Here is an 18550-nt window from a genome sequence, read left to right on the forward strand (position 1 = left end):
ACCTTCCATTCACTGATCTGGTTTTAATCTTTCTTTAGTGACAAGACCACGTCTAACACTCGGTCGGCTGCATCGGGAACCCCGAGCTGTTTAGAAGCCGCGGCCATATCCTGACGCAACGCATCGTCGTTCATTAATTGATCCGCCTTAGCGACCAAGGTCTCCCCAGTCAAATCGGCTTCCTTGATGATTTCCGCGGCCCCGACTGTCGCCAATGACTGCGCGTTTTTGGTCTGGTGATCCGCGGTAACGTAAGGACTCGGAATCAAAATGGAAGGAATACCATCGGCCGTGATCTCGGCAATACTCGTGGCCCCGGCCCGGCCCACGATGGCCGCCACCTTTGGTAAGACCTCGGGCATATTGCTAATGTAGGGCTTAATCACCACATTGTCAGCCACAGTGACGTCCTTTAGCCGGTCCATCACGTTGTCATACCGTTTCTGCCCAGTCACAAACACCACCTGGTAATCGCGCTGATTGAATTCAGGAATGGCGGCAATTGTCGCCAGGTTGATTTTCGGTGCCCCTTGTGAGCCCCCAAAAATCAACAGGGTGGGCACATCGTCTTTCAGCTGATACTCAGACCAACTAAAGTGACTAACGACCTCAGCGGCTTCCTGAGCCCGGGGATTCCCGGTCTTAACCATCTTGTTAGCTGGTAGTTGATCCAACGCGGCGTCGAAGACGTACGCGATGCGGTCAACGTAACGGCTCAAGAACCGGTTGGTGATCCCAACGACACTATTTTGTTCGTGGATCAGCGTGGGCACATGTAGGTGCGCAGCCGCATAGACCACTGCACCAGATACGTAGCCACCCGTTCCCACGACCACGTCCGGTTTGAAGGCTTTGATCATCTTTTTTGTCTCGTGAACACTCTTCAAAAACAAATAGACCGTTTTGAAGTTTTCCAGTGACAATGATCGCTTGAATCCTTGAATCCGGGTGGACTTAAATGGAATGCCCTTGGCTGGAACAATCGTGCTTTCCAGTCCCCGTTCGGATCCAACGTACATGACCTCGGCGTCGGGATCCCGCTTCTTGAGTGCTTTGATGAGCGCAAGTGCCGGGTAAATATGACCCCCGGTACCGCCACCTGATACCATTAATCGCATTTAAACTTCCTCCTGTTTACCCGTTAACTGCTCAACGGCCTTGATAAACCGATCGCCACGGACCTCAAAGTTCGGATACTGATCCCAACTGGCATTGGCTGGTGACAATAGAATGATGTCGCCGGCCGCGCTCAGTTGATAAGCTAACGGTACAGCAGTTTCTACATTTTCTGTCTTCTTAATAACCTTGATACCGGCCTGCTTGGCAGTTTCCGCCAAGAGGTCCGCCGTCTGACCAAAAAGAATGATGGCCTTGACGTGGTCCTTGAAGGACGGGATCATTTTTTCAAAGGTGTAGCCCCGGTCTAAGCCCCCAGCTAAGAGAACCACTGGTGCCTTGAAGCCTTTTAGTGCCATCTCGGTCGCTTCCATGTCGGTGGCCTTAGAGTCGTTGTAGTATTGACGGCCCTCGGCTTCTAACACGTATTGTGTCCGGTGACGAACCCCACCGAAGCTCCGCAAAACGGCCACGATGGCTTGCGTGCTGACACCCTTGATCTTAGCCACCGCAATAGCAGCCAGGGCATTCTCCACGTTGTGGTCCCCTGGTACCTTGATCTCGCTGGCAGCCATGATGTGTTCACCCTTGAAGTACAGTTCGCCGTCGGTCTCGTACGCGCCGTCTTCCGACTTGTTCAGCCGTGAGAACGGAACAACTTGGGCCGCGGACTGCTTGCTGAGTTTCTGCCATTCGGGATCATCGAAGTTGACCACGAAGTAATCGGTCGCCGTTTGGTTCGCAGTGATTTTCATCTTGGCGGCTACATAGTTCGCCCGCGTCTTGTGGTAGTCCAAGTGGTTGGAGAAGATATTCGTCAGCACGGCAATGTGTGGGTGAAATTCAGTCGTTTCGGCCAACATGAAGCTGGAGACTTCCAGGACTAACGTGTCATCCGGCGTCACCTCTTGAACCACCTTGCTGGCAGGAATCCCAATGTTGCCGGCATAGACGGCGTGACCGGCTTTCCGGTCGTGGTCGACCATCTTTTGAATCATGGTCGTGGTCGTCGTCTTCCCATTGCTCCCAGTAACGGCGATCAATTCGGCGTCGGCAACTTCGCCGACCAATTCCATTTCACCAATCACCGGAATCTTTTCTGCGATTGCCCGCTTAACGACTGGCACGTCGTAGAAAATGCCGGGATTCTTCACGATCAAGTCGTACCCCGGGTCCAGCAGGTCGGCCGTTTGTTCACCGGTAATCACGGTAAACCCGTCCGCTTGTAAATCGCGAGCATCTTGGTTTTCGGCCAGTGGCTTCACGTCACTGACGGTCACCTTGGCCCCTAATTTTTTCAACAAGCGAGCCGCGTTGACCCCACTCTTCGCCAGTCCTAAGACCAGCACTTTCTTCCCCGTATACGTCGTGATCTGCTTCATAATGACCTTTCGCTCTCCATTCATTCACTTATGCTTTTAATATTTTGATTCCAAAATTAATGCTCTTTACACGCCCCTGCGGCCATCAGGGATTCTACCTGCCATGGGGGCTAAGAATCGGGCTTCCAGCTCGTTTGAAAGCCACGAAAAACACGTGTCTCTCAAACGCCCGTGCTGTAAGCCTGGCAAGAAACGCCAGTCAACACCACTTTCACGGCTGGTTCCATCCCTGACGGCCTCCGGTTAAGTTAGCTCTATATTGCAATATCTGTTGCAAATAAAGGCTACATAACTTTTCCATCCCAGCAGCATTGTATTAACGTCATGTAACTGACAGTTATGAACACCGACAAACCTGTTCAAGCCATATGCCTAGTCATACAGACTTAGGGATGACCAACTGAAAAAGCTAGCGCCCGCAGCATCATTAAATATCTGTCGCGGTCACCGTCTAACCCCAGCCGCAGGAGGCCAGGGATGTAGCCAGCCGTGTCGACGATGTTAGTCGGGGTTTCTTCCCGGCTTACATCGTGGGACGACCTCGGAGACACGTGTTCTTCGTGGCTTTGAGGCGAACCGGAAGCCCGCCCTTTGGCTGGACAGCAGGCGGAATCCCTGGCAGCCGGAGGCGATAATTCTCAGCCAACATCAGACACTTTAATTATACAGCGATAAGACCTGCGTGCTCCACTATTTATTCACAATCGACCCCACTAAAAAAGGCTAGCTTGACCCTAACGAGCAAGCTAGCCCATTAGTCAGTCGTCCTTATCTCGGCAAGATGACCCACAATCCAGTTAACGCAGTGATCAAACCGATTCCCCAGAAGGTAAAGTCAATCTTCCATTCGCTCCATCCCTTCATTTCGAAGTGATGGTGAATGGGACTCATCAGGAAAATCCGCTTACCGGTCAACTTAAACGAGGCAACTTGTAAAATAACACTCGCCGTCTCAATCACAAAGACTAACCCAATCCACAGCAACGACAATTCATGATGCAACAGAATTGAAACGGCCGCTAAGGCGCCACCCAGTGCTAAAGAACCGGTATCGCCCATAAAGATTTTGGCTGGTTTGTGATTAAAGATGAGAAAGCCGAGCAGACTACCAACTACGGCAAAACAGAAAATGGCAATGTTCATTTGCATCTGGTGCCAAGCAATCACACCATAAGCCGCAAAGGAAATGCTTGCTAACCCACTGACTAGACCATCCAACCCATCTGATAAGTTGACGGCGTTACTAAAGCCAACTAACCAAATAATGACGAAGATGGCGTACCAGCCACTCATGTGCCAGTTGCCCATCCCCGGGATATGCAGGGCCATTGGGAGCCGTTCGTGGGTGTAGACCCAAAATAAGATCAACGCCCCCACGATTTGGCCCAGTAATTTTTGCCAAGCCTTTAAGCCTTCATTTTGACGGTGGAAGAGCTTGATACTGTCATCCCAAGCACCCAGGCCACCATACAAGACCAGGATGAATAACAAGATCCAAGTCGTGGACAGTGTGTGGTGTGGGGCTAACAGCCAGCTACTAGCCAACGTCATCACTAAAATTGCAACGATGAATAGCAGGCCACCCATTGTAGGGGTGCCTGACTTTTTCTCGTGCCACGTTGGGCCTTCTTCACGAATCATCTGCCCCTCATGCCGGGCCCGGAAGTACCGAATCAGTGACGGCATAAACGCCGCCGTAATTATAAATCCGCCCAACAGGGGCACAATTACATTCATCATTGTCTCTCTCAATCCTCATTCTCTTTTATTTATTTTGTTTCAGGGTCACGACCAGTGTCGAATCCGCACCAACGGTGGTTCCCGCCTTAATGCTTTGCTTCGTCACGTAACCGTCACCCGATACAGTTAACTTTAAGCCTTCCAACTGAGCTAATTTTACCACATCACCCTTTGACCAGCCGATTAAACTTGGCAAGGCCACCGTTCCGCCAGTGGTAATGAATACCCGTTGGTCCTGATAGAGCGATGTTCCGGCCGTGACGGACTGTTTCAAAACCTTTGTCCCCGTCCCTAACTGCGTCACCGTGGCCCCCGCCTTGATCAACTCTCTCGTAGCGGTCGTCACGGATTTGCCAGCGACATTTGGCATCTTGTTCGTCTTCGTCGTGGTCGATCCGGTATTTTCTTGGAGGGCCCGTGCCATTACTGGCTTCATGATCGAAGCCAATAACTTGGTCGCGGTCGTCCCTCCCAGGTGTGGTTGTTTCATTGTGATATACATCACGTATTTAGGATTGCTGGCAGGAACCATCGCAGCAACCGAGTACAGATAATTGTCATCGCCGGAAAGGTAACCTTTCCCGTTGTTGCTGACCTGCGCCGTCCCGGTCTTCACCGCGACCTTGTAGCCACTCATCTTGTAGTCGGCCCCAATGCCATAGCTCTTGTAAACCACGTCTTCCATGTGTTTCCGCACGGCCTGAGCCGTCTTCGCCGAGATGGGATTGCCCACCACGGTCGGCGAGTACTTCTTCACGGTCTTATTGGTATCGGAATCAGCGACCTTACTGATCACGTAAGGCTTCATCATCTTCCCATCGTTGCTGACCGCACTTAGCGCCTGCAACATCTGGAAGACGGTGACCTGAATCCCTTGACCAAATGACGTGTCGGCCTGTTCGATTGGCCGCTGAAAGGCAATACTCCCGGACATTTCACCCGGTAAGCCCGAATTCGTGCCCTTTAAGAAGTGGAAACGATCAATGTATTTCTTCCAGGTCTTGGCGCCCATCTGCTGTTCCAGGTGCGCCATAGCCACGTTACTGGAGAGCGCAAACCCCTTGTTGTAGGTAATCGTCCCCCAACCAGCAGTATTCCAGTCAGGCACGATTTGATTGCCAATGGTGTACCGGCCAGATTGGTAAGTCGCGTTCCCATTGTAATTGCCACTGTCGATGGATGAAGCCAACGTGAAGACCTTCATCGTCGACCCCGGTTCATAAGCATCCTGTACCAGCGTGTCACGCCAAATCTGGCTTAAACCTGACTTGGTCGTTGCATTAAACGTTGGCCGTTGCGTAGCCGCCAAAATGGCCCCAGTCTTGGCATTCATCAAGACCGCATTCATCGAGTTGGCCTTGACCTGACCCTGAACGTTGCTCATTTCGGTCTCAAGCAACGTCTGTAGCCGTGTGTCCAACGTGGTATAAACATTGTCGCCATTTTTAGCCTTCTTAGACTTCTGCTTGGTTCCCGGTAATTGGTAACCGTACATATCCTTCTTGATCTTTTGTGACCCATCCGTCCCGGTCAATTGCGAATTAAAGGCCTGTTCGATGCCCATGGTCCCGGTCAGCGTTGTTTGACCATTCTTGCTCGTTTGTGACTGCGCCAGGCCCACTAAATGCGAAGCAAAGATCCCGTTAGGATACAACCGGGCCTCCTGCTGAACGAAATTGATCCCGGACAAATGATACGACTGAATTTTCTGCTTAGTGGTTAACGAAATGTTTTGCCCAGCCGTCCCAAACTCCACTTGGAACGTGTTGGCCTTACTTGGATAGAGCGCCTTAAGCGCCTGATCACGCTTCAATGGCAAGTACTTCGCCAAAACCGTCGCAATCTTCTCCTTGTTAGTGGCGTACAATTTCTTCCCATTCAGACTCACCTGCCGCTTATCAAGCACCACGTACAGGGAGTACACACTAGTATCTTCGGCAATCGCTTGGCCGTTCGCATCGTAAATGGTCCCCCGCTTCGCCTTGATGGTCTCATTGGCCGTATAGAGTTTCTGGGCCGAGGCACTCAGGTTAACGTTCTGAACCTTTTTCCCGATGGAGATATACGAAAAGCGACCGACGATAACCGCAAATACCACGAGGAAAAGGAAAAACAGAAACTGGCCAAAGTACTTCCGGTTTCTGCGTGGTTGCTTATTCATCATTTGTCGCTTTTGGGAATCTTTCATGTTATTTGTTTACATTCCTTATTCTATCGTTTTGCAAAGTGAGCCCTTGCTTTTTGGCAATTTTATCAAGTCGCGTCCGACTCTGCAACTCATTAATTTCTTGTTGCGCGTTCGTATTGCGATTTTGAATCGTTGTCACGTTGCTATTCACACTCTGCAGTTCGTGTTGGGCGTTGCTCATCGCAATTTTTGATGAGACAACAAAGACCATGAGTGTCGCCAAAATCAGGCCACAGACCGTCATGAGACACTTTTCGAATTTAGAAACCGGTAACTTTTGGCTCTGAGGATTCCGTTGCGGATTACTTTGCGGGCGAGCCTGACGTTGCGGCTGTTCTATGTTTGGGCGTTGTTGGGGTTCCGGTGAAAGGGGAACCGCTTCAGCTAAACTATTCTGCGCCATAAATAATCATCTTCCTATGTCGAGTTTTCGTTTTTAGTTAGACTACTTAATTTTTTCTAAAATTCGTAACTTAGCACTATGAGCACGATGGTTCGCTTCCAGCTCGGCTGGTGAAGGTGAAATCGGTTTGCGATTGACCAGTTGGTAGTCGGGTTGTAAATTGTCCGGGATGACCGGAATGCCATGTGGCAATTCAGGCAGTGACGAATGTTCCCGGAACATCGTCTTGACCAATCGATCTTCCAAAGACTGGAAGGTGATCACGCTGATGCGACCATTCAGGTCCAGCAAGGAGACCGCCTGTTCCAGCGAAGCTTCTAAAGCTCCTAGTTCGTCGTTAACGGCGATCCGAATCGCTTGGAAAACCTTCTTCGCCGGATGACCACCATGCCGCCGAGCCGCTGCGGGAATTCCCTCTTTGATGATTTCGACTAATTGGCCGGTCGTATCAATCGGGGCGACTGCGCGGTGTCGTTCAATGGCACGGGCAATTGGCTTTGCGAACTTTTCTTCGCCATAACGGTGGAAAATCCGCATCAAGTCGTTAAACTCCCATTCATTGACCACGATCCACGCGGTCAATTTCTGGCTCTGGTCCATTCGCATGTCCAATGGTGCATCGTGTTGATAGCTAAAGCCACGATCAGCCTCGTCAAACTGCGGAGAGGAAACGCCTAAGTCATAGAGAATGCCATCTACCGCTGTAATGCCGCGCTGATTAAGTTCACTTTTAATATCGCGAAAGTTGCTTTTTATAAAGGTTAACTTACCTTCGTCCACGTATTGCTTTAAATGTTGTTGGTTATAGGTAATGGCCGTCTGATCTTGGTCGAACGCGTAGAGATGCCCCGTCGTCAATTGCCCGAGGATGCGTTCACTGTGACCACCGCCGCCGAGAGTGCAGTCAACATAGATGCCCGTCGGCTTGATGGCTAACCCCGCCACTGCTTCTTTTAGTAATACGGTTACGTGATGAAAGTCTTCCATAAACACTCTCCTTTCTCAAATCTACATGCCAAAGTCGATTAAGTTCTCGGCAATGTCATCAAAATTTTCTTCAGCGGTGTCAGAGAAATCCTGCCACCGATCCGAACTCCAAATTTCAAAACGGTTAGCAACCCCGACAATCACACACTGTTTGGTTAACGCAGCGTGGTCGCGAAGTGGCTTAGGGATGTTGATGCGCCCTTGCTTGTCCAGTTCACACTCCGTTGCTGCGGAGTAGAAGAAGCGGACGAAGGCGCGGGCGTCTTTGCGGTTGACTGGCAAGGCTTTCAATTTGTCTTGCAACGCCGACCATTCGGGCATTGCATACCCGAATAAACAGCCATCCATACCCCGGGTAACGACAAAATTGTCGCCTAACTGTTCCCGAAACTTAGCAGGAATAATTAGCCGGCCTTTGGTGTCGATCGAATGTTCGAATTCGCCCATGAACATAGCCATTACCCCCCGTTTGTAACTATTTCCAAGTTTACCACACCCCCCCACTTTCTACCACAACGTTTCCGAATTTTTATAAATTTCCCACCAAAGGCCCAAAAAGCCACGGCGAACACTTGTTCACCGTGGCTTTAAGCGATTATTTTGCCCCATAAAAAATGAGTCATTAATCAAAATGATTTATATTTATGCATAAACTAACTAATAACAAGTAAAAAACAAACAACAAAACCTAACGCCCAAAAAAGGTCCGTCAGCCGCCAAAATGTCTTAAAAAAAGTGCTATAAAGTAACTCCTTGTTATGAACGGCCTGAATAAGTGTCACTAAGATACCCACGCTCATCCAGCCGATCACTAACCACGGGAGAATAATTCCCGCACCGGCCGGTACCAGAATCACCGAACACAAGATGAGCAGTGGGGTCATGAGGTCCCACGTACTCAATCCAGTTGGCCAACGACGCTTTAAAACTCGCTTGCTGGCGCGAATGATCAGCCAGCCGATCGCTAAAATCGCTAGTTGTCCCGCGGGCGATGCCCAAAACGCCATTATACTTCCCCCCACTAATGTTTTCCGTCTCATTATAAAGATTTCTCAGGGGAGTTGCAATTCACGTTTTGTAACAAGCAGTTGACAACTTGACCATGACGGTTGCAATTCCGCTGTTCTCACGGTAAACTAATTGAGTAAATTGGATTAAAGAGGTGGCTAAGCCCGCATGGAAAAGAAGAAAAAATCAACATTTCAAAAGATTACGAACGTCTTTGTTTGGATTATGATTATCGCAACAATTGGTTCCTTAGTTTTTGGGGCCATTTCCTCATTGGGGATTATGGGATAATTTATAAAAAAAGACACACCTTGGATGGTCCGCAGACAATCCAGCGTGTGTCTTTTTTATTGACCGCTCACTTTACGAACAGTTAGCCAGCTCAGCTAACGAAGTCGTTATCTCCTCAGCGTCCGGCGTTGGTTGCGCTAACACGGTCAGCAGGTGTTCTCCGATAACAATGATGGGTTCCCCCTGCTCATCCGTCATCAGTGCCGCATATAACCGTAGTAAGGTCTGCAACGACCGGTACGTTTCTTGCCAGTGCTCGGCTTCACGATTCTCCTGCATGAGGGTCGTGGTCAGGCTGCGAATATTGCGACTCACCCGCTGTCGAGTGAGTCGTTTTTGTTTGCGCTCTTGAAATACCGGCAGAAACAACGCAACGACCACCGCCAGTAGTTCCCCCACTGCCTCAAACCAATCAGACCAGGTCCCCAGTTCCATAAAAATCTCCCCCCCAACGTTCACAGAATACCGCAGCCCGAATGTGGGGCCAAGATACATGTGCGCTGAGAGGAGCTGTCTGTTAAGTCATTAACTAAATATTAGAGCTAAGTGCTAAATTTGACCGCACTACGGCTGCCAGGGATTCCGCGGCTGTGGGGACGCTTCAGACTGGAAAAACACCAGTCTTCTCGCTCGATTTGAAGCCATGTAAAAAGCACATGTCTTCAAAGTCGCCCATGGTGTAGGCTAGCAAAGAACGCCAGCCAACGCCATTTTCACGGCCAGCTCCATCCCTGACCTCCTCCGGCTCTGATTGTGCTTAACCATCACAATCGTTAAAAACATTGCACACCGAAATCTATACAATCCACCTGATAACGACTATCTCGGTTATCAGAAACACACAGTGTAAGCCGAGAGGCCGGCAGATATGGGCTCAGGCGCGTCGTTCTGCTTAGTTGACGGTGTTCTTCCGTCAGCTTAGCAGAAAACCAAGCTTGAAGACTCGTGATTTTCGAGGCTTCAAGTTGTGTTCGCACCGTTCCAGCCCATATCTGCCGGCCGGTAAGGCGAAGACCCGTGCCTAATTAGATGACCCCTCGTCGCTGTCTGGTTGCTTGTAGACTTGGCGGGGCTTGCTGCCCTCTTGGGGGCCGATGTAGCCACGCTGTTCGAGGTCATCCATGATACGTGCCGCCCGGTTATAGCCGATGCGGAACTGGCGTTGTAAGAGTGACGTGCTGGCCTTTTGCTGGTCGACCACGAACTTCAACGCATCGTCGAATAAGTCATCGTCGCTGTCGCCAGCGTCTTCTTGTTGAAGCTCCTCGTCAGTCACCATCATATCCTCATCGTAATCGGCCGATTGTTGTTGCTTGATGAAATCAACCACGTTAGAGACGTCTTCATCTGGGATAAACGCCCCCTGGACCCGGACTGGCGAATTGGCATCGACTGGTTGGTAAAGCATATCCCCCCGTCCCAACAACTTTTCCGCCCCATTGGCGTCTAAAATTGTCCGGGAATCGATCCCACTGGAGACCGCAAAGGCAATCCGTGATGGCACGTTGGCCTTAATTAGTCCGGTAATAACGTCCACAGATGGCCGTTGGGTAGCTAAAATCATGTGTACCCCGGCGGCCCGCCCCATTTGGGCCAAGCGAATAATGGCGTCTTCGACTTCATTGGAGACCGTCATCATCAAGTCCGCCAATTCATCAACAACGACCACAATGTACGGCAACGTTGGCCGGTCCTGGCCGTCCTCAGCGTTGGCCTTCTGAACAAAGGCATTGTACCCGGAAATTTTTCGTTGACCGAACTGTGAAAATAATTCGTAGCGTCGTTCCATTTCGGCAACGACCTTATGCAGTGCTCGGGCGGCCTTTTTAGGCTCCGAGACGACTGGCGTGAGCAAATGAGGAATCCCATTGTACACGCTCAGCTCAACCTTCTTGGGGTCGATCAGCATCAATTTCAGCTGATCCGGCCGGGCGTTCATCAACATACTGGTAATGATGCCATTAATGGCCACCGACTTCCCACTCCCGGTTGCCCCGGCAATCAGGAGATGGGGCATCTTCGTGAGGTCCATCATGACGACCTGCCCCGTCACGTTCCGGCCCAAAGGAACTTCCAGTGGCTTGTTGGGATGCGCTGGTTGGGCTTCAACGACGTCGCGGAAAGAAACCGTTGAGACTTCCTTGTTTGGCACTTCGATCCCAATCAAGGATTTTCCGGGAATCGGCGCTTGAATCCGAATTCCCTTCGCGGCCAGTGCCAAAGCCAAGTCGTCCGCTAAATTCACAATGCGAGAGACTTTGACCCCAATTGCGGGATGAAGTTCGTACTCGGTCACGGATGGCCCTAAACTAACATTTTTAACCTCTGCATCGACACCAAAACTATCTAACGTCTGCTTCAGAATCTTAGTATTTGCGTCAATGGCATTGACCTCAGCTGTTTGATCAGTTGGTGGTACCTGCTTTAACAGGTCTGCCTGTGGCAACTGGTAATTGGGATCAACCGGCGTGGTGCTGACCAATGAATCCGCGGGGTCGGCTTCTTCAGTCGCCGGTTCTGCCGCCGAACTTGCTGCTGGCTTAGACGTTTCGTTGGCCGCCACCGTAATATGATAACTCGGTTCTTCACTAGTTGGCTGCGCAGAACTTCGCGGTTCTGGTAGCTCCTTGTCATCCGGATCAAGTGGGGTGACCGTCTTCGGTTGTCGTTGTTCACGTTGAGCGTGCTTTTCTTTAGCCAACTCACCGCCACGCTTGAGCGCGTCCCCGCTGGCTTGGACCCCCTGACTTAAGGTATGCCAAGCCATCAGCGCCCACCGTTCGATATCGGCAAGTGGAATCTGGAAGAAAACGATGACCCCGGCGACCATGATCAGCCAAGCGGCGATCTGCGCCCCAATCAGAGCGATCAGCCAAGCCACAATACTGAGTTCAAAGGCCCCAATGACCCCACCACCCAGCTGCGACGTCAGACCACCGGTCCAAAGATCGGCGAGTCCCGCATGCCAAATAGTCGTCAAAAATTGGCTGTGCTGATTGACATCCACAAAATGATTCGCGGTAATCCATAAGAGCCAGCCTGCATAACCCAGACCACTCCCCACTAAATAATGGCGCGCAATGTGCGGCCAAGTCCCCGTGAGTGCTAGGGCAACTCCCAGTGCGCCCACGATGACGAGACCAAATTGATAAGTATCCCCAATGACCAATCGAACTAAATTTGCACAGAGTGTTCCCAATAGCCCTAGATTAAAGATTCCTAGAGCAGCCAGCGCAATCAGAACAAGACCAATGACATTGCTGGTATAGGGAAACGGCTGTGTGCTCTTGCGGCGGCGTTTGGTTGGTTTCCGTTTTGCTGGACGTCGCGTTGTTTTTCTCTTGGTAGCCAACCGACTGCCCCCTTTCATCATGAACTATTCATTTGACAACAATATTGATCTTAAAATTAGGCAACATGGTGGTACCCTCGCCTTACCGGCCGCCAGATATGGGCTGGAACGGTGCGGACACAACTTGAAGCCTCGAAAATTCCGAGTCTACAAGGTTGGTCTTCTGCTAAGCCGGCGGAAAAATACCGCCGACCAAGCAGAACGACGCGCCTGAGCCCATATTTGGCGACCTCACGGCTTACACTAATGTTCTGTGGCAACTGAAATTATGACTACAAAAGTCGCTATCGTTTGGACCGCAACAGTCACATTAAGCGTGTCCTGCAACCATTATCGTAGTCGAAAGCAATCAGAGCCGGAGGATGCCAGGGATGTAGCCAGCCGTGTCGACGATGTTAGCCGGGGTTCTTTCCCGGGTTACATCGTGGGACGACCTGGAAGACACGTGATTTTCGTGGCTTTCAGGCGAGCCGGAAGCCCGTACTTTGGCTGAAGGCGTTCCCCATGGCAAGCGGAATCCCTGGCAACCGCAGTGCGGACAATTCCATGCAACCTATCATTAATGTTTTACTTATTTAAGTTTATCATGTGGGTACTGGTGAACCCGCTCTAACTTAGGGAATTGTTGTTGCCGCAAGACTTCATAGATAACGATGGCGGCACTATTGGACAAGTTGAGGGCCCGAATATGCGTGTCATCTTGCGGAATCCGGATGCACTTCTCAGCGTGCTTGCGCATGAAGGGTTCAGGTAAGCCTGTCGTTTCCTTCCCGAATAGGAAGTAGTGATCATTTTCGTTCACACTATAATCAGGCTCCGTGTAATCTTGGTCGGCAAATTTTGAAACTAAGTAAAGTTGGGTTGGATCAGGAATAGAGTCTAAAAAGGCTGGTAAGTTTTCGTGGTAACGCACGTCAACCTTGTCCCAGTAATCCAAGCCAGCCCGCTTCAAATGCGCGTCATCGACCGAAAAACCTAATGGCTTGATAAGATCCAGAATTGTATCGGTTCCGGCACAGGTCCGGGCAATATTTCCCGTGTTCGCTGGAAATAGCGGTTCAAATAAGGCAATATGATTCGTCATAAATTCTCTTCTCCGTTCTGTTATCAAACATTCGTTCTGTTCCATTATTATAGCCATTTCACCCGGGCTTTGACAAGGGTTCTCGCCCGGAGAATATGACTCTTTTACCCGGTACGATCACTAAATTTTGGGCAGAAAAAAAGCAGGTCCTCGGTGTGGGCACGGCGAGGATCTACTCTAGTGAAGTGCTACTTGCCAGCCACCAACAGTTATTGGCTGATGTCGACTGTCAAACGATTTCTCATGGCTTAATATAACATCCCACTGTTAGCTCTGCAAGCTTTTTTCACAAATTCTTCAAACGTTTTACTTAAGGTTGTTGAGCAATTAGGAGGGTCACATCTACCGTAATTTCTGGGAACGGGTTAGCCTTGACCTCTGCCAAACGTTCCTCGTTAGCCCCCCAATGCATTGGCGTCATCAGCATCAAATCAGGGAAAAGTTCCGGCGTGACGGGGACCTGATAACGAATGCGTTCGGCCGTTGCCGTTGGGTAATGTTCTTTGAACAAACTAAGCACATTGCCATTATCGTAAGTCGCATGGGCACTCCCGGCCGGAAAAATGGCCTGCCGCAATTCGATCAAGTAGTCCGAGTTTGGAATGACCTTCAGTAGTTGGCCCCCGGGTGCCAGTACCCGGTTAAACTCTTTGTAGGCTGAGGGTGAAAAGAGGTCCAGAATCGCCGTAAACTGGTGGTCAGCAAATGGCATCTGCGCCAGATCCGCCACACAGAAGAAGGCCCCGCCATCCAGTTGCGTTGCCAAGTTGATTCCCGGCTTGGAGAGGTCGAAGCCGACCGCTGCGTCCTGACCATTACGTTGCGCCAACACATCGTTTAACGGCGTGCCCTCACCACAGCCAACATCTAAAATGGTCTGTGGCGTTGCGGGAAGCTTCGCCGCAAACGCATCCGTAATCCCAGCAAAGAGACCGGCTTGCAGCATTCGGCGCCGCGCAGCTAACATGGCGCTGTCATATTCACTCGCCACGGCCCGCTGCATGAAATACAGGGTCCCCTTCTTTGACAGATCCACGTTATGCCCATTGGGACAAACGAGGCTGTGACCTTCGACTTCTGCGTACGGACTCAAGCAAACTGGACACCGAAAAAGTTGCGTATGTTGTGCTAAAAAGGCCGCCGCCTGATCAATTTTCTTCATTTATATTTTCTCCTTGTTGCTCATAGCCACCATTGAATTTTTGATACCAACGGAAAATTTCCGTTGCCACGACTCGAATTACCGCATAGCCCGGAATCCCTAAAATCACTCCCAGCACACCAAAGGCCTTTCCAGAAATCAACAGGATAAAAATGATCGTTAGCGGATGAATTTTCAGTGAACTCCCCAAGACTAATGGTGAGATGAGTCGGCCTTCCAGCGTTTGCTCAACGATAAAGACGATCAGGACCTTAACCAGCATCCATGGTGAAATGAACGCCGCAACCACGACCGCTGGAATCATGGCTAAAAATGATCCGAGGTAAGGGACCAAATTTAAAACGCCAGCGACGATTCCCAGTAACAATGCGAAGCGCAAGCCGACAATTAGAAATCCCAAGTAGAACAAGACGGCGACGATAAAGGCCACAATCAATTGTCCCCGCACATAATTGCTCACCTGACGATTCATCTCCGTCAGTAAATTAACGGCTGACTGGCGGTGTTTAACCGGCAATAGTCGTGACAAATAATCCGGCAATTGGTGGCCATCGCGTAACAGATAGAATAGAATGAATGGCGCCGTGACGACCGCTACCACGATTGAGACGACCCGACTCACAATGCCGCCGACTGAGGAGAACGTGCTCTTCGCCAACCCCGAAATCGCCGTGGAAGAACTCTTGGAAAGCTGCTGATTGAATTGATCCAGCTGTTTGCGGACCCCATTTAACCGGTCATCTTGTAGCCACTGCATACTGGTCTGCGTCATCTGATGCCAGTATTGCGGCCACTCCGTGATCAGCGTGGTCGTCTGGCGTTGCACCATCGGAATCAGACTAATGATGCCCCAAGCGATGAGGAGAGCCAAAATAATGAAGAGACCGATAATCGACCAACTTCGCCGAACCCGGTATCGTTCCAATCGATCCACTAGCGGATTGAGTAAATAATACCCCACTCCCGCTAAAATAATCGGCAAGCCTAGAATCTGTCCCACCAAAATAAATGGCGTTGCGAGCCACGGGACTTTACTTATCACTAATAGAATGAGTAAAATGAGGAGCGTGATTGTTAAGATAGAAACTAAACGGTTGTTGACCACCCAGTTCCAGAACCACGACCGATGCTCCTTAGAGTCTGTCTTCAATGAGGTCCCTCCTAAGAAATAGTGCGTATATTGTACCATACTGTTAGCCGCTTTGCTGAATGCGGCCAGAGAAAGGATGACGATTTTGCTATTAGTTGAACCGTTACTAGAAAATTATTCTGAACTACCCAATGCCATTACGGCAGGAGCGAAACGAATTGCTCTAGCCGATAACCTTGCTGTTGGTGGCACCACCGTTAGTAAGGGGGTGATGGGTGAAGCTGTCCGTTACGCTCATGAACACCAAGTAACCCTTGACCTGATCATCGCACCCCGGGGTGGAAACACACCCTACAATGATGTTGAAATTAAGATGATGGAGGCTGACTTGTTAGAGGCCCAACAATTAGGCGTTGATGGCGTTATTTTTGGCGCGCTGACGACCCAACATCAACTCGACAAAGAGGCTCTCAGTCCATTAATTGCCGCTGCCGGTGGCATGACCATGACCTTTAGTTTAGACTTCGATGCTATTCGGCCGCAGGACCGCGGTGCAGCGCTCGATTGGCTCGCTGATCAAGGATTTGAACACATTTTAAGTGCCGGTACAGCTACCGATGACCGGATTGCGGATTGGACGGCTTCTAAACGTTTGGCGGATGCGGATGGTTTAATCTTAATGCCAGCAAACGTGACTGCCCAGGAAACAACTACCTTGAGCGACCAGCTTGGCCTAAACCTCTTTTACGGTCAACATGTTTTGAATTTCTAGCACCTACAAAAGACCTAGCAGTGGGATTGGCGCACTGCTAGGCCTTTTTTTGCGAACTCCCAGTGAGTTTTTTCAAAGGTTACCCTTCAAAATCACATTCACCGTTAAACTAAGCGAGCTGACACGTGGGCCTACCGTCTAAGCCCACGCACTGTGTGTCAGTCTCTCCTGGTTTCCCGTTGCCGCAAAGTCCCCTAACTCATGCCCATAGTAGCACGATGAAATCCACCCGGTCGTGGATACACTGGATACTTATGAAGATACTAACATTATTTTAACTAACTAAAAAACTGTCGACTCGAGATCAACGCGATCTCGGTCGGCAGTCTTTTTTTCTACCAGCGTTCCCGTTTAACTACGGGTTCGCCCTCTTCCCATGGATACTTACCATTCTTATTTTTCTTCGTATGTTTCATCATATATTCAGTACGTTTCTGCAGACGGTCATGCGTCTTACGCCGATTATAGGCCCGCACACAGAGAACTACGATTCCAAGAACAACGTAGATGGACATTCGTAGAAAGAACTGCAATGTTTTAGTAGCAAACACAGTCGTTAAAATCATAGGGGTGCCCTCCTTTTAGCCAAACACTTCTAATCTATCCGTCATATTCTGACGTATGAGTCACTACGGTTCGACCCGTAGTGACCCGTGGTATTACTTGAAGCAAATTTCAGATACTACCTGACTAGCTACTTACTAGTCATTCTTCTTGCCACGCTTGTTGCCAAAGTACCACCATGACCCACCGGTTGCTGCCGCAATAGCTGCAACGATAGCTCCCCAGAGAGTCTTAGAATTGTTGTCTCTGGTTGCTGGGTTGGAGATTGAATTGCCATCTGAACCCTTGGCGGTTGTTCCCTTGTCAGCTGCACTCTTGTCAGTAGCATTCTTGTCAGCAGAAGCCTTCTTATCAGCACTCTTGTCGTTGGAAGAACTATCGCTTTGAACGTTTCCGTTCGTCGCAATGTTAGCTGTTCTCAGATCGACTGGCTGTGCGGTGTTTGCTGCTGATGTTGCGGCCAAGTTAGTAACCGTCCCATTCGTACCATTACCAACATTGGTTGTGCCATTGCCAGTGTTACCAGTGCTTCCGTTACCAGTAGTCCCATTGCCAGTTGATGAACCATTTGAACCTGATCCACCACCATTGCTGCCAGAACCATTGTTACCAGAATCTCCGTTACCACCGTTGGTTAAGCCGCCTTCTGAGTCTGAATCGCTGTCAGAGCCGGAGTTACCTTCGGAATCGGAGTCACTGTCAGAATCGGATCCGCCGTTTGAATCGGAATCACTATCCGAATCCGAGTCGCTGTCAGAGTCCGAGTCACTATCGGAATCGGAATCACTGTCGCTATCTGAGTCGCTGTCAGAGTCCGAGTCACTGTCAGAATCGGAATCACTGTCGGAGTCCGAGTCACTGTCAGAGTCTGAATCGCTGTCAGAGTCCGAGTCACTGTCGCTATCGGAATCACTGTCAGAGTCTGAGTCACTGTCGGAGTCGGAATCACTGTCGGAATCCGAATCACTGTCAGAATCGGAGTCACTGTCGGAGTCGGAATCGCTGTCGCTGTCAGAGTCACTGTCGGAATCGGAGTCGCTGTCGCTGTCGGAATCACTGTCAGAGTCTGAATCGCTGTCGGAGTCTGAGTCGCTGTCGGAATCCGAATCACTGTCGGAGTCTGAGTCGCTATCGGAATCAGAGTCGCTGTCGGAGTCTGAGTCGCTATCGGAATCAGAGTCGCTGTCGGAATCCGAATCACTGTCGCTATCTGAGTCGCTGTCGGAGTCTGAGTCGCTATCGGAATCGGAGTCGCTGTCAGAGTCTGAGTCGCTGTCACTATCTGAGTCACTGTCGGAGTCAGAATCACTGTCGGAATCTGAGTCGCTATCGGAATCGGAATCACTGTCGCTGTCAGAATCACTGTCGGAATCGGAATCACTGTCGGAGTCTGAATCGCTGTCGGAATCAG

At 50.2% G+C, this 18550-nt stretch carries 16 protein-coding genes and 1 pseudogene; 2 read left to right on the forward strand and 15 right to left on the reverse strand.

Going from position 1 to position 18550, the window contains the following annotated elements:
* Positions 1-23: 23 nt before the first annotated feature.
* The 8 genes from murG to JUF10_RS09380 form a co-directional block, all read right to left on the reverse strand.
* Entirely contained in the window at positions 24-1118 is a 1095-nt protein-coding gene (gene murG / locus JUF10_RS09345; RefSeq protein ID WP_203641914.1) for an undecaprenyldiphospho-muramoylpentapeptide beta-N-acetylglucosaminyltransferase, read from the reverse strand.
* Positions 1119-2498 (reverse strand): UDP-N-acetylmuramoyl-L-alanine--D-glutamate ligase, encoded by a 1380-nt coding sequence (murD, locus tag JUF10_RS09350; RefSeq protein WP_203641929.1) that lies wholly within the window; start codon positions 2496-2498, stop codon positions 1119-1121.
* A 768-nt stretch (positions 2499-3266) separates the two neighbouring features.
* Entirely contained in the window at positions 3267-4238 is a 972-nt protein-coding gene (gene mraY, locus JUF10_RS09355; protein WP_373301327.1) for a phospho-N-acetylmuramoyl-pentapeptide-transferase, read from the reverse strand.
* Positions 4239-4263: 25 nt separating this feature from the next.
* Positions 4264-6426, reverse strand: coding sequence for a penicillin-binding transpeptidase domain-containing protein (locus tag JUF10_RS09360; RefSeq protein WP_203641915.1), 2163 nt, complete (start codon positions 6424-6426; stop codon positions 4264-4266).
* Between the two features lies 1 nt (position 6427).
* Complete coding sequence (gene ftsL, locus JUF10_RS09365) at positions 6428-6829, reverse strand: cell division protein FtsL (protein WP_203641916.1); 402 nt, start codon at positions 6827-6829, stop codon at positions 6428-6430.
* Between the two features lie 42 nt (positions 6830-6871).
* Positions 6872-7816, reverse strand: coding sequence for a 16S rRNA (cytosine(1402)-N(4))-methyltransferase RsmH (gene rsmH, locus JUF10_RS09370; protein WP_203641917.1), 945 nt, complete (start codon positions 7814-7816; stop codon positions 6872-6874).
* Between the two features lie 21 nt (positions 7817-7837).
* Positions 7838-8269, reverse strand: coding sequence for a division/cell wall cluster transcriptional repressor MraZ (gene mraZ / locus JUF10_RS09375; protein ID WP_048735801.1), 432 nt, complete (start codon positions 8267-8269; stop codon positions 7838-7840).
* Between the two features lie 200 nt (positions 8270-8469).
* Positions 8470-8823 carry a DUF3397 family protein gene (locus tag JUF10_RS09380; protein WP_203641918.1) on the reverse strand — a complete coding sequence of 118 codons (354 nt, stop codon included), beginning with the start codon at positions 8821-8823 and terminating at the stop codon, positions 8470-8472.
* Positions 8824-8992: 169 nt separating this feature from the next.
* Here JUF10_RS09380 and JUF10_RS09385 point away from each other — a divergent pair, with 169 nt between their 5' ends.
* Entirely contained in the window at positions 8993-9115 is a 123-nt protein-coding gene (locus JUF10_RS09385; RefSeq protein ID WP_048735799.1) for a DUF4044 domain-containing protein, read from the forward strand.
* A gap of 72 nt (positions 9116-9187) precedes the next feature.
* Here JUF10_RS09385 and JUF10_RS09390 read toward each other — a convergent pair whose 3' ends face one another.
* The 5 genes from JUF10_RS09390 to JUF10_RS09410 all read right to left on the reverse strand — a co-directional run bounded on the left by JUF10_RS09390 (position 9188) and on the right by JUF10_RS09410 (position 15863).
* Positions 9188-9550 (reverse strand): hypothetical protein, encoded by a 363-nt coding sequence (locus tag JUF10_RS09390; RefSeq protein WP_203641919.1) that lies wholly within the window; start codon positions 9548-9550, stop codon positions 9188-9190.
* A 586-nt stretch (positions 9551-10136) separates the two neighbouring features.
* On the reverse strand, positions 10137-12467 hold the full coding sequence (locus JUF10_RS09395; protein ID WP_203641920.1) for a DNA translocase FtsK: 2331 nt from the start codon (positions 12465-12467) through the stop codon (positions 10137-10139).
* A gap of 571 nt (positions 12468-13038) precedes the next feature.
* Entirely contained in the window at positions 13039-13551 is a 513-nt protein-coding gene (locus tag JUF10_RS09400; protein ID WP_203641921.1) for a tRNA (cytidine(34)-2'-O)-methyltransferase, read from the reverse strand.
* A gap of 310 nt (positions 13552-13861) precedes the next feature.
* Entirely contained in the window at positions 13862-14713 is an 852-nt protein-coding gene (locus JUF10_RS09405) for a methyltransferase domain-containing protein (protein ID WP_203641922.1), read from the reverse strand.
* Positions 14700-15863 carry an AI-2E family transporter gene (locus JUF10_RS09410; RefSeq protein ID WP_236008198.1) on the reverse strand — a complete coding sequence of 388 codons (1164 nt, stop codon included), beginning with the start codon at positions 15861-15863 and terminating at the stop codon, positions 14700-14702. The genes JUF10_RS09405 and JUF10_RS09410 overlap by 14 nt, the downstream gene beginning before the upstream one ends.
* A gap of 76 nt (positions 15864-15939) precedes the next feature.
* Between JUF10_RS09410 and JUF10_RS09415 the strand changes: the two genes are divergently transcribed.
* Positions 15940-16575: a copper homeostasis protein CutC gene (locus JUF10_RS09415; RefSeq protein ID WP_373301328.1), complete on the forward strand. Its 636-nt coding sequence runs from the start codon at positions 15940-15942 to the stop codon at positions 16573-16575.
* Positions 16576-16910: 335 nt separating this feature from the next.
* Here JUF10_RS09415 and JUF10_RS09420 read toward each other — a convergent pair whose 3' ends face one another.
* Positions 16911-17141 carry a hypothetical protein gene (locus tag JUF10_RS09420; RefSeq protein ID WP_203641925.1) on the reverse strand — a complete coding sequence of 77 codons (231 nt, stop codon included), beginning with the start codon at positions 17139-17141 and terminating at the stop codon, positions 16911-16913.
* A gap of 135 nt (positions 17142-17276) precedes the next feature.
* A pseudogene (locus JUF10_RS09425) lies at positions 17277-18550 on the reverse strand (serine-rich repeat glycoprotein adhesin); the annotation flags it as partial.

The sequence above is a fragment of the Levilactobacillus andaensis genome, assembly GCF_016861695.1.
Classification (GTDB): domain Bacteria; phylum Bacillota; class Bacilli; order Lactobacillales; family Lactobacillaceae; genus Levilactobacillus; species Levilactobacillus andaensis.

What these genes read in the sequence shown, in the direction of transcription:
- murG (WP_203641914.1), bottom strand. Translation starts at nt 1,118, where the DNA reads ATGCGATTAATGGTATCAGGTGGCGGTACCGGGGGTCATATTTACCCG.
- murD (WP_203641929.1), bottom strand. Translation starts at nt 2,498, where the DNA reads ATGAAGCAGATCACGACGTATACGGGGAAGAAAGTGCTGGTCTTAGGA.
- mraY (WP_373301327.1), bottom strand. Translation starts at nt 4,238, where the DNA reads ATGATGAATGTAATTGTGCCCCTGTTGGGCGGATTTATAATTACGGCG.
- JUF10_RS09360 (WP_203641915.1), bottom strand. Translation starts at nt 6,426, where the DNA reads ATGAAAGATTCCCAAAAGCGACAAATGATGAATAAGCAACCACGCAGA.
- ftsL (WP_203641916.1), bottom strand. Translation starts at nt 6,829, where the DNA reads ATGGCGCAGAATAGTTTAGCTGAAGCGGTTCCCCTTTCACCGGAACCC.
- rsmH (WP_203641917.1), bottom strand. Translation starts at nt 7,816, where the DNA reads ATGGAAGACTTTCATCACGTAACCGTATTACTAAAAGAAGCAGTGGCG.
- mraZ (WP_048735801.1), bottom strand. Translation starts at nt 8,269, where the DNA reads ATGTTCATGGGCGAATTCGAACATTCGATCGACACCAAAGGCCGGCTA.
- JUF10_RS09380 (WP_203641918.1), bottom strand. Translation starts at nt 8,823, where the DNA reads ATGGCGTTTTGGGCATCGCCCGCGGGACAACTAGCGATTTTAGCGATC.
- JUF10_RS09385 (WP_048735799.1), top strand. Translation starts at nt 8,993, where the DNA reads ATGGAAAAGAAGAAAAAATCAACATTTCAAAAGATTACGAACGTCTTT.
- JUF10_RS09390 (WP_203641919.1), bottom strand. Translation starts at nt 9,550, where the DNA reads ATGGAACTGGGGACCTGGTCTGATTGGTTTGAGGCAGTGGGGGAACTA.
- JUF10_RS09400 (WP_203641921.1), bottom strand. Translation starts at nt 13,551, where the DNA reads ATGACGAATCATATTGCCTTATTTGAACCGCTATTTCCAGCGAACACG.
- JUF10_RS09405 (WP_203641922.1), bottom strand. Translation starts at nt 14,713, where the DNA reads ATGAAGAAAATTGATCAGGCGGCGGCCTTTTTAGCACAACATACGCAA.
- JUF10_RS09415 (WP_373301328.1), top strand. Translation starts at nt 15,940, where the DNA reads ATGACGATTTTGCTATTAGTTGAACCGTTACTAGAAAATTATTCTGAA.
- JUF10_RS09420 (WP_203641925.1), bottom strand. Translation starts at nt 17,141, where the DNA reads ATGATTTTAACGACTGTGTTTGCTACTAAAACATTGCAGTTCTTTCTA.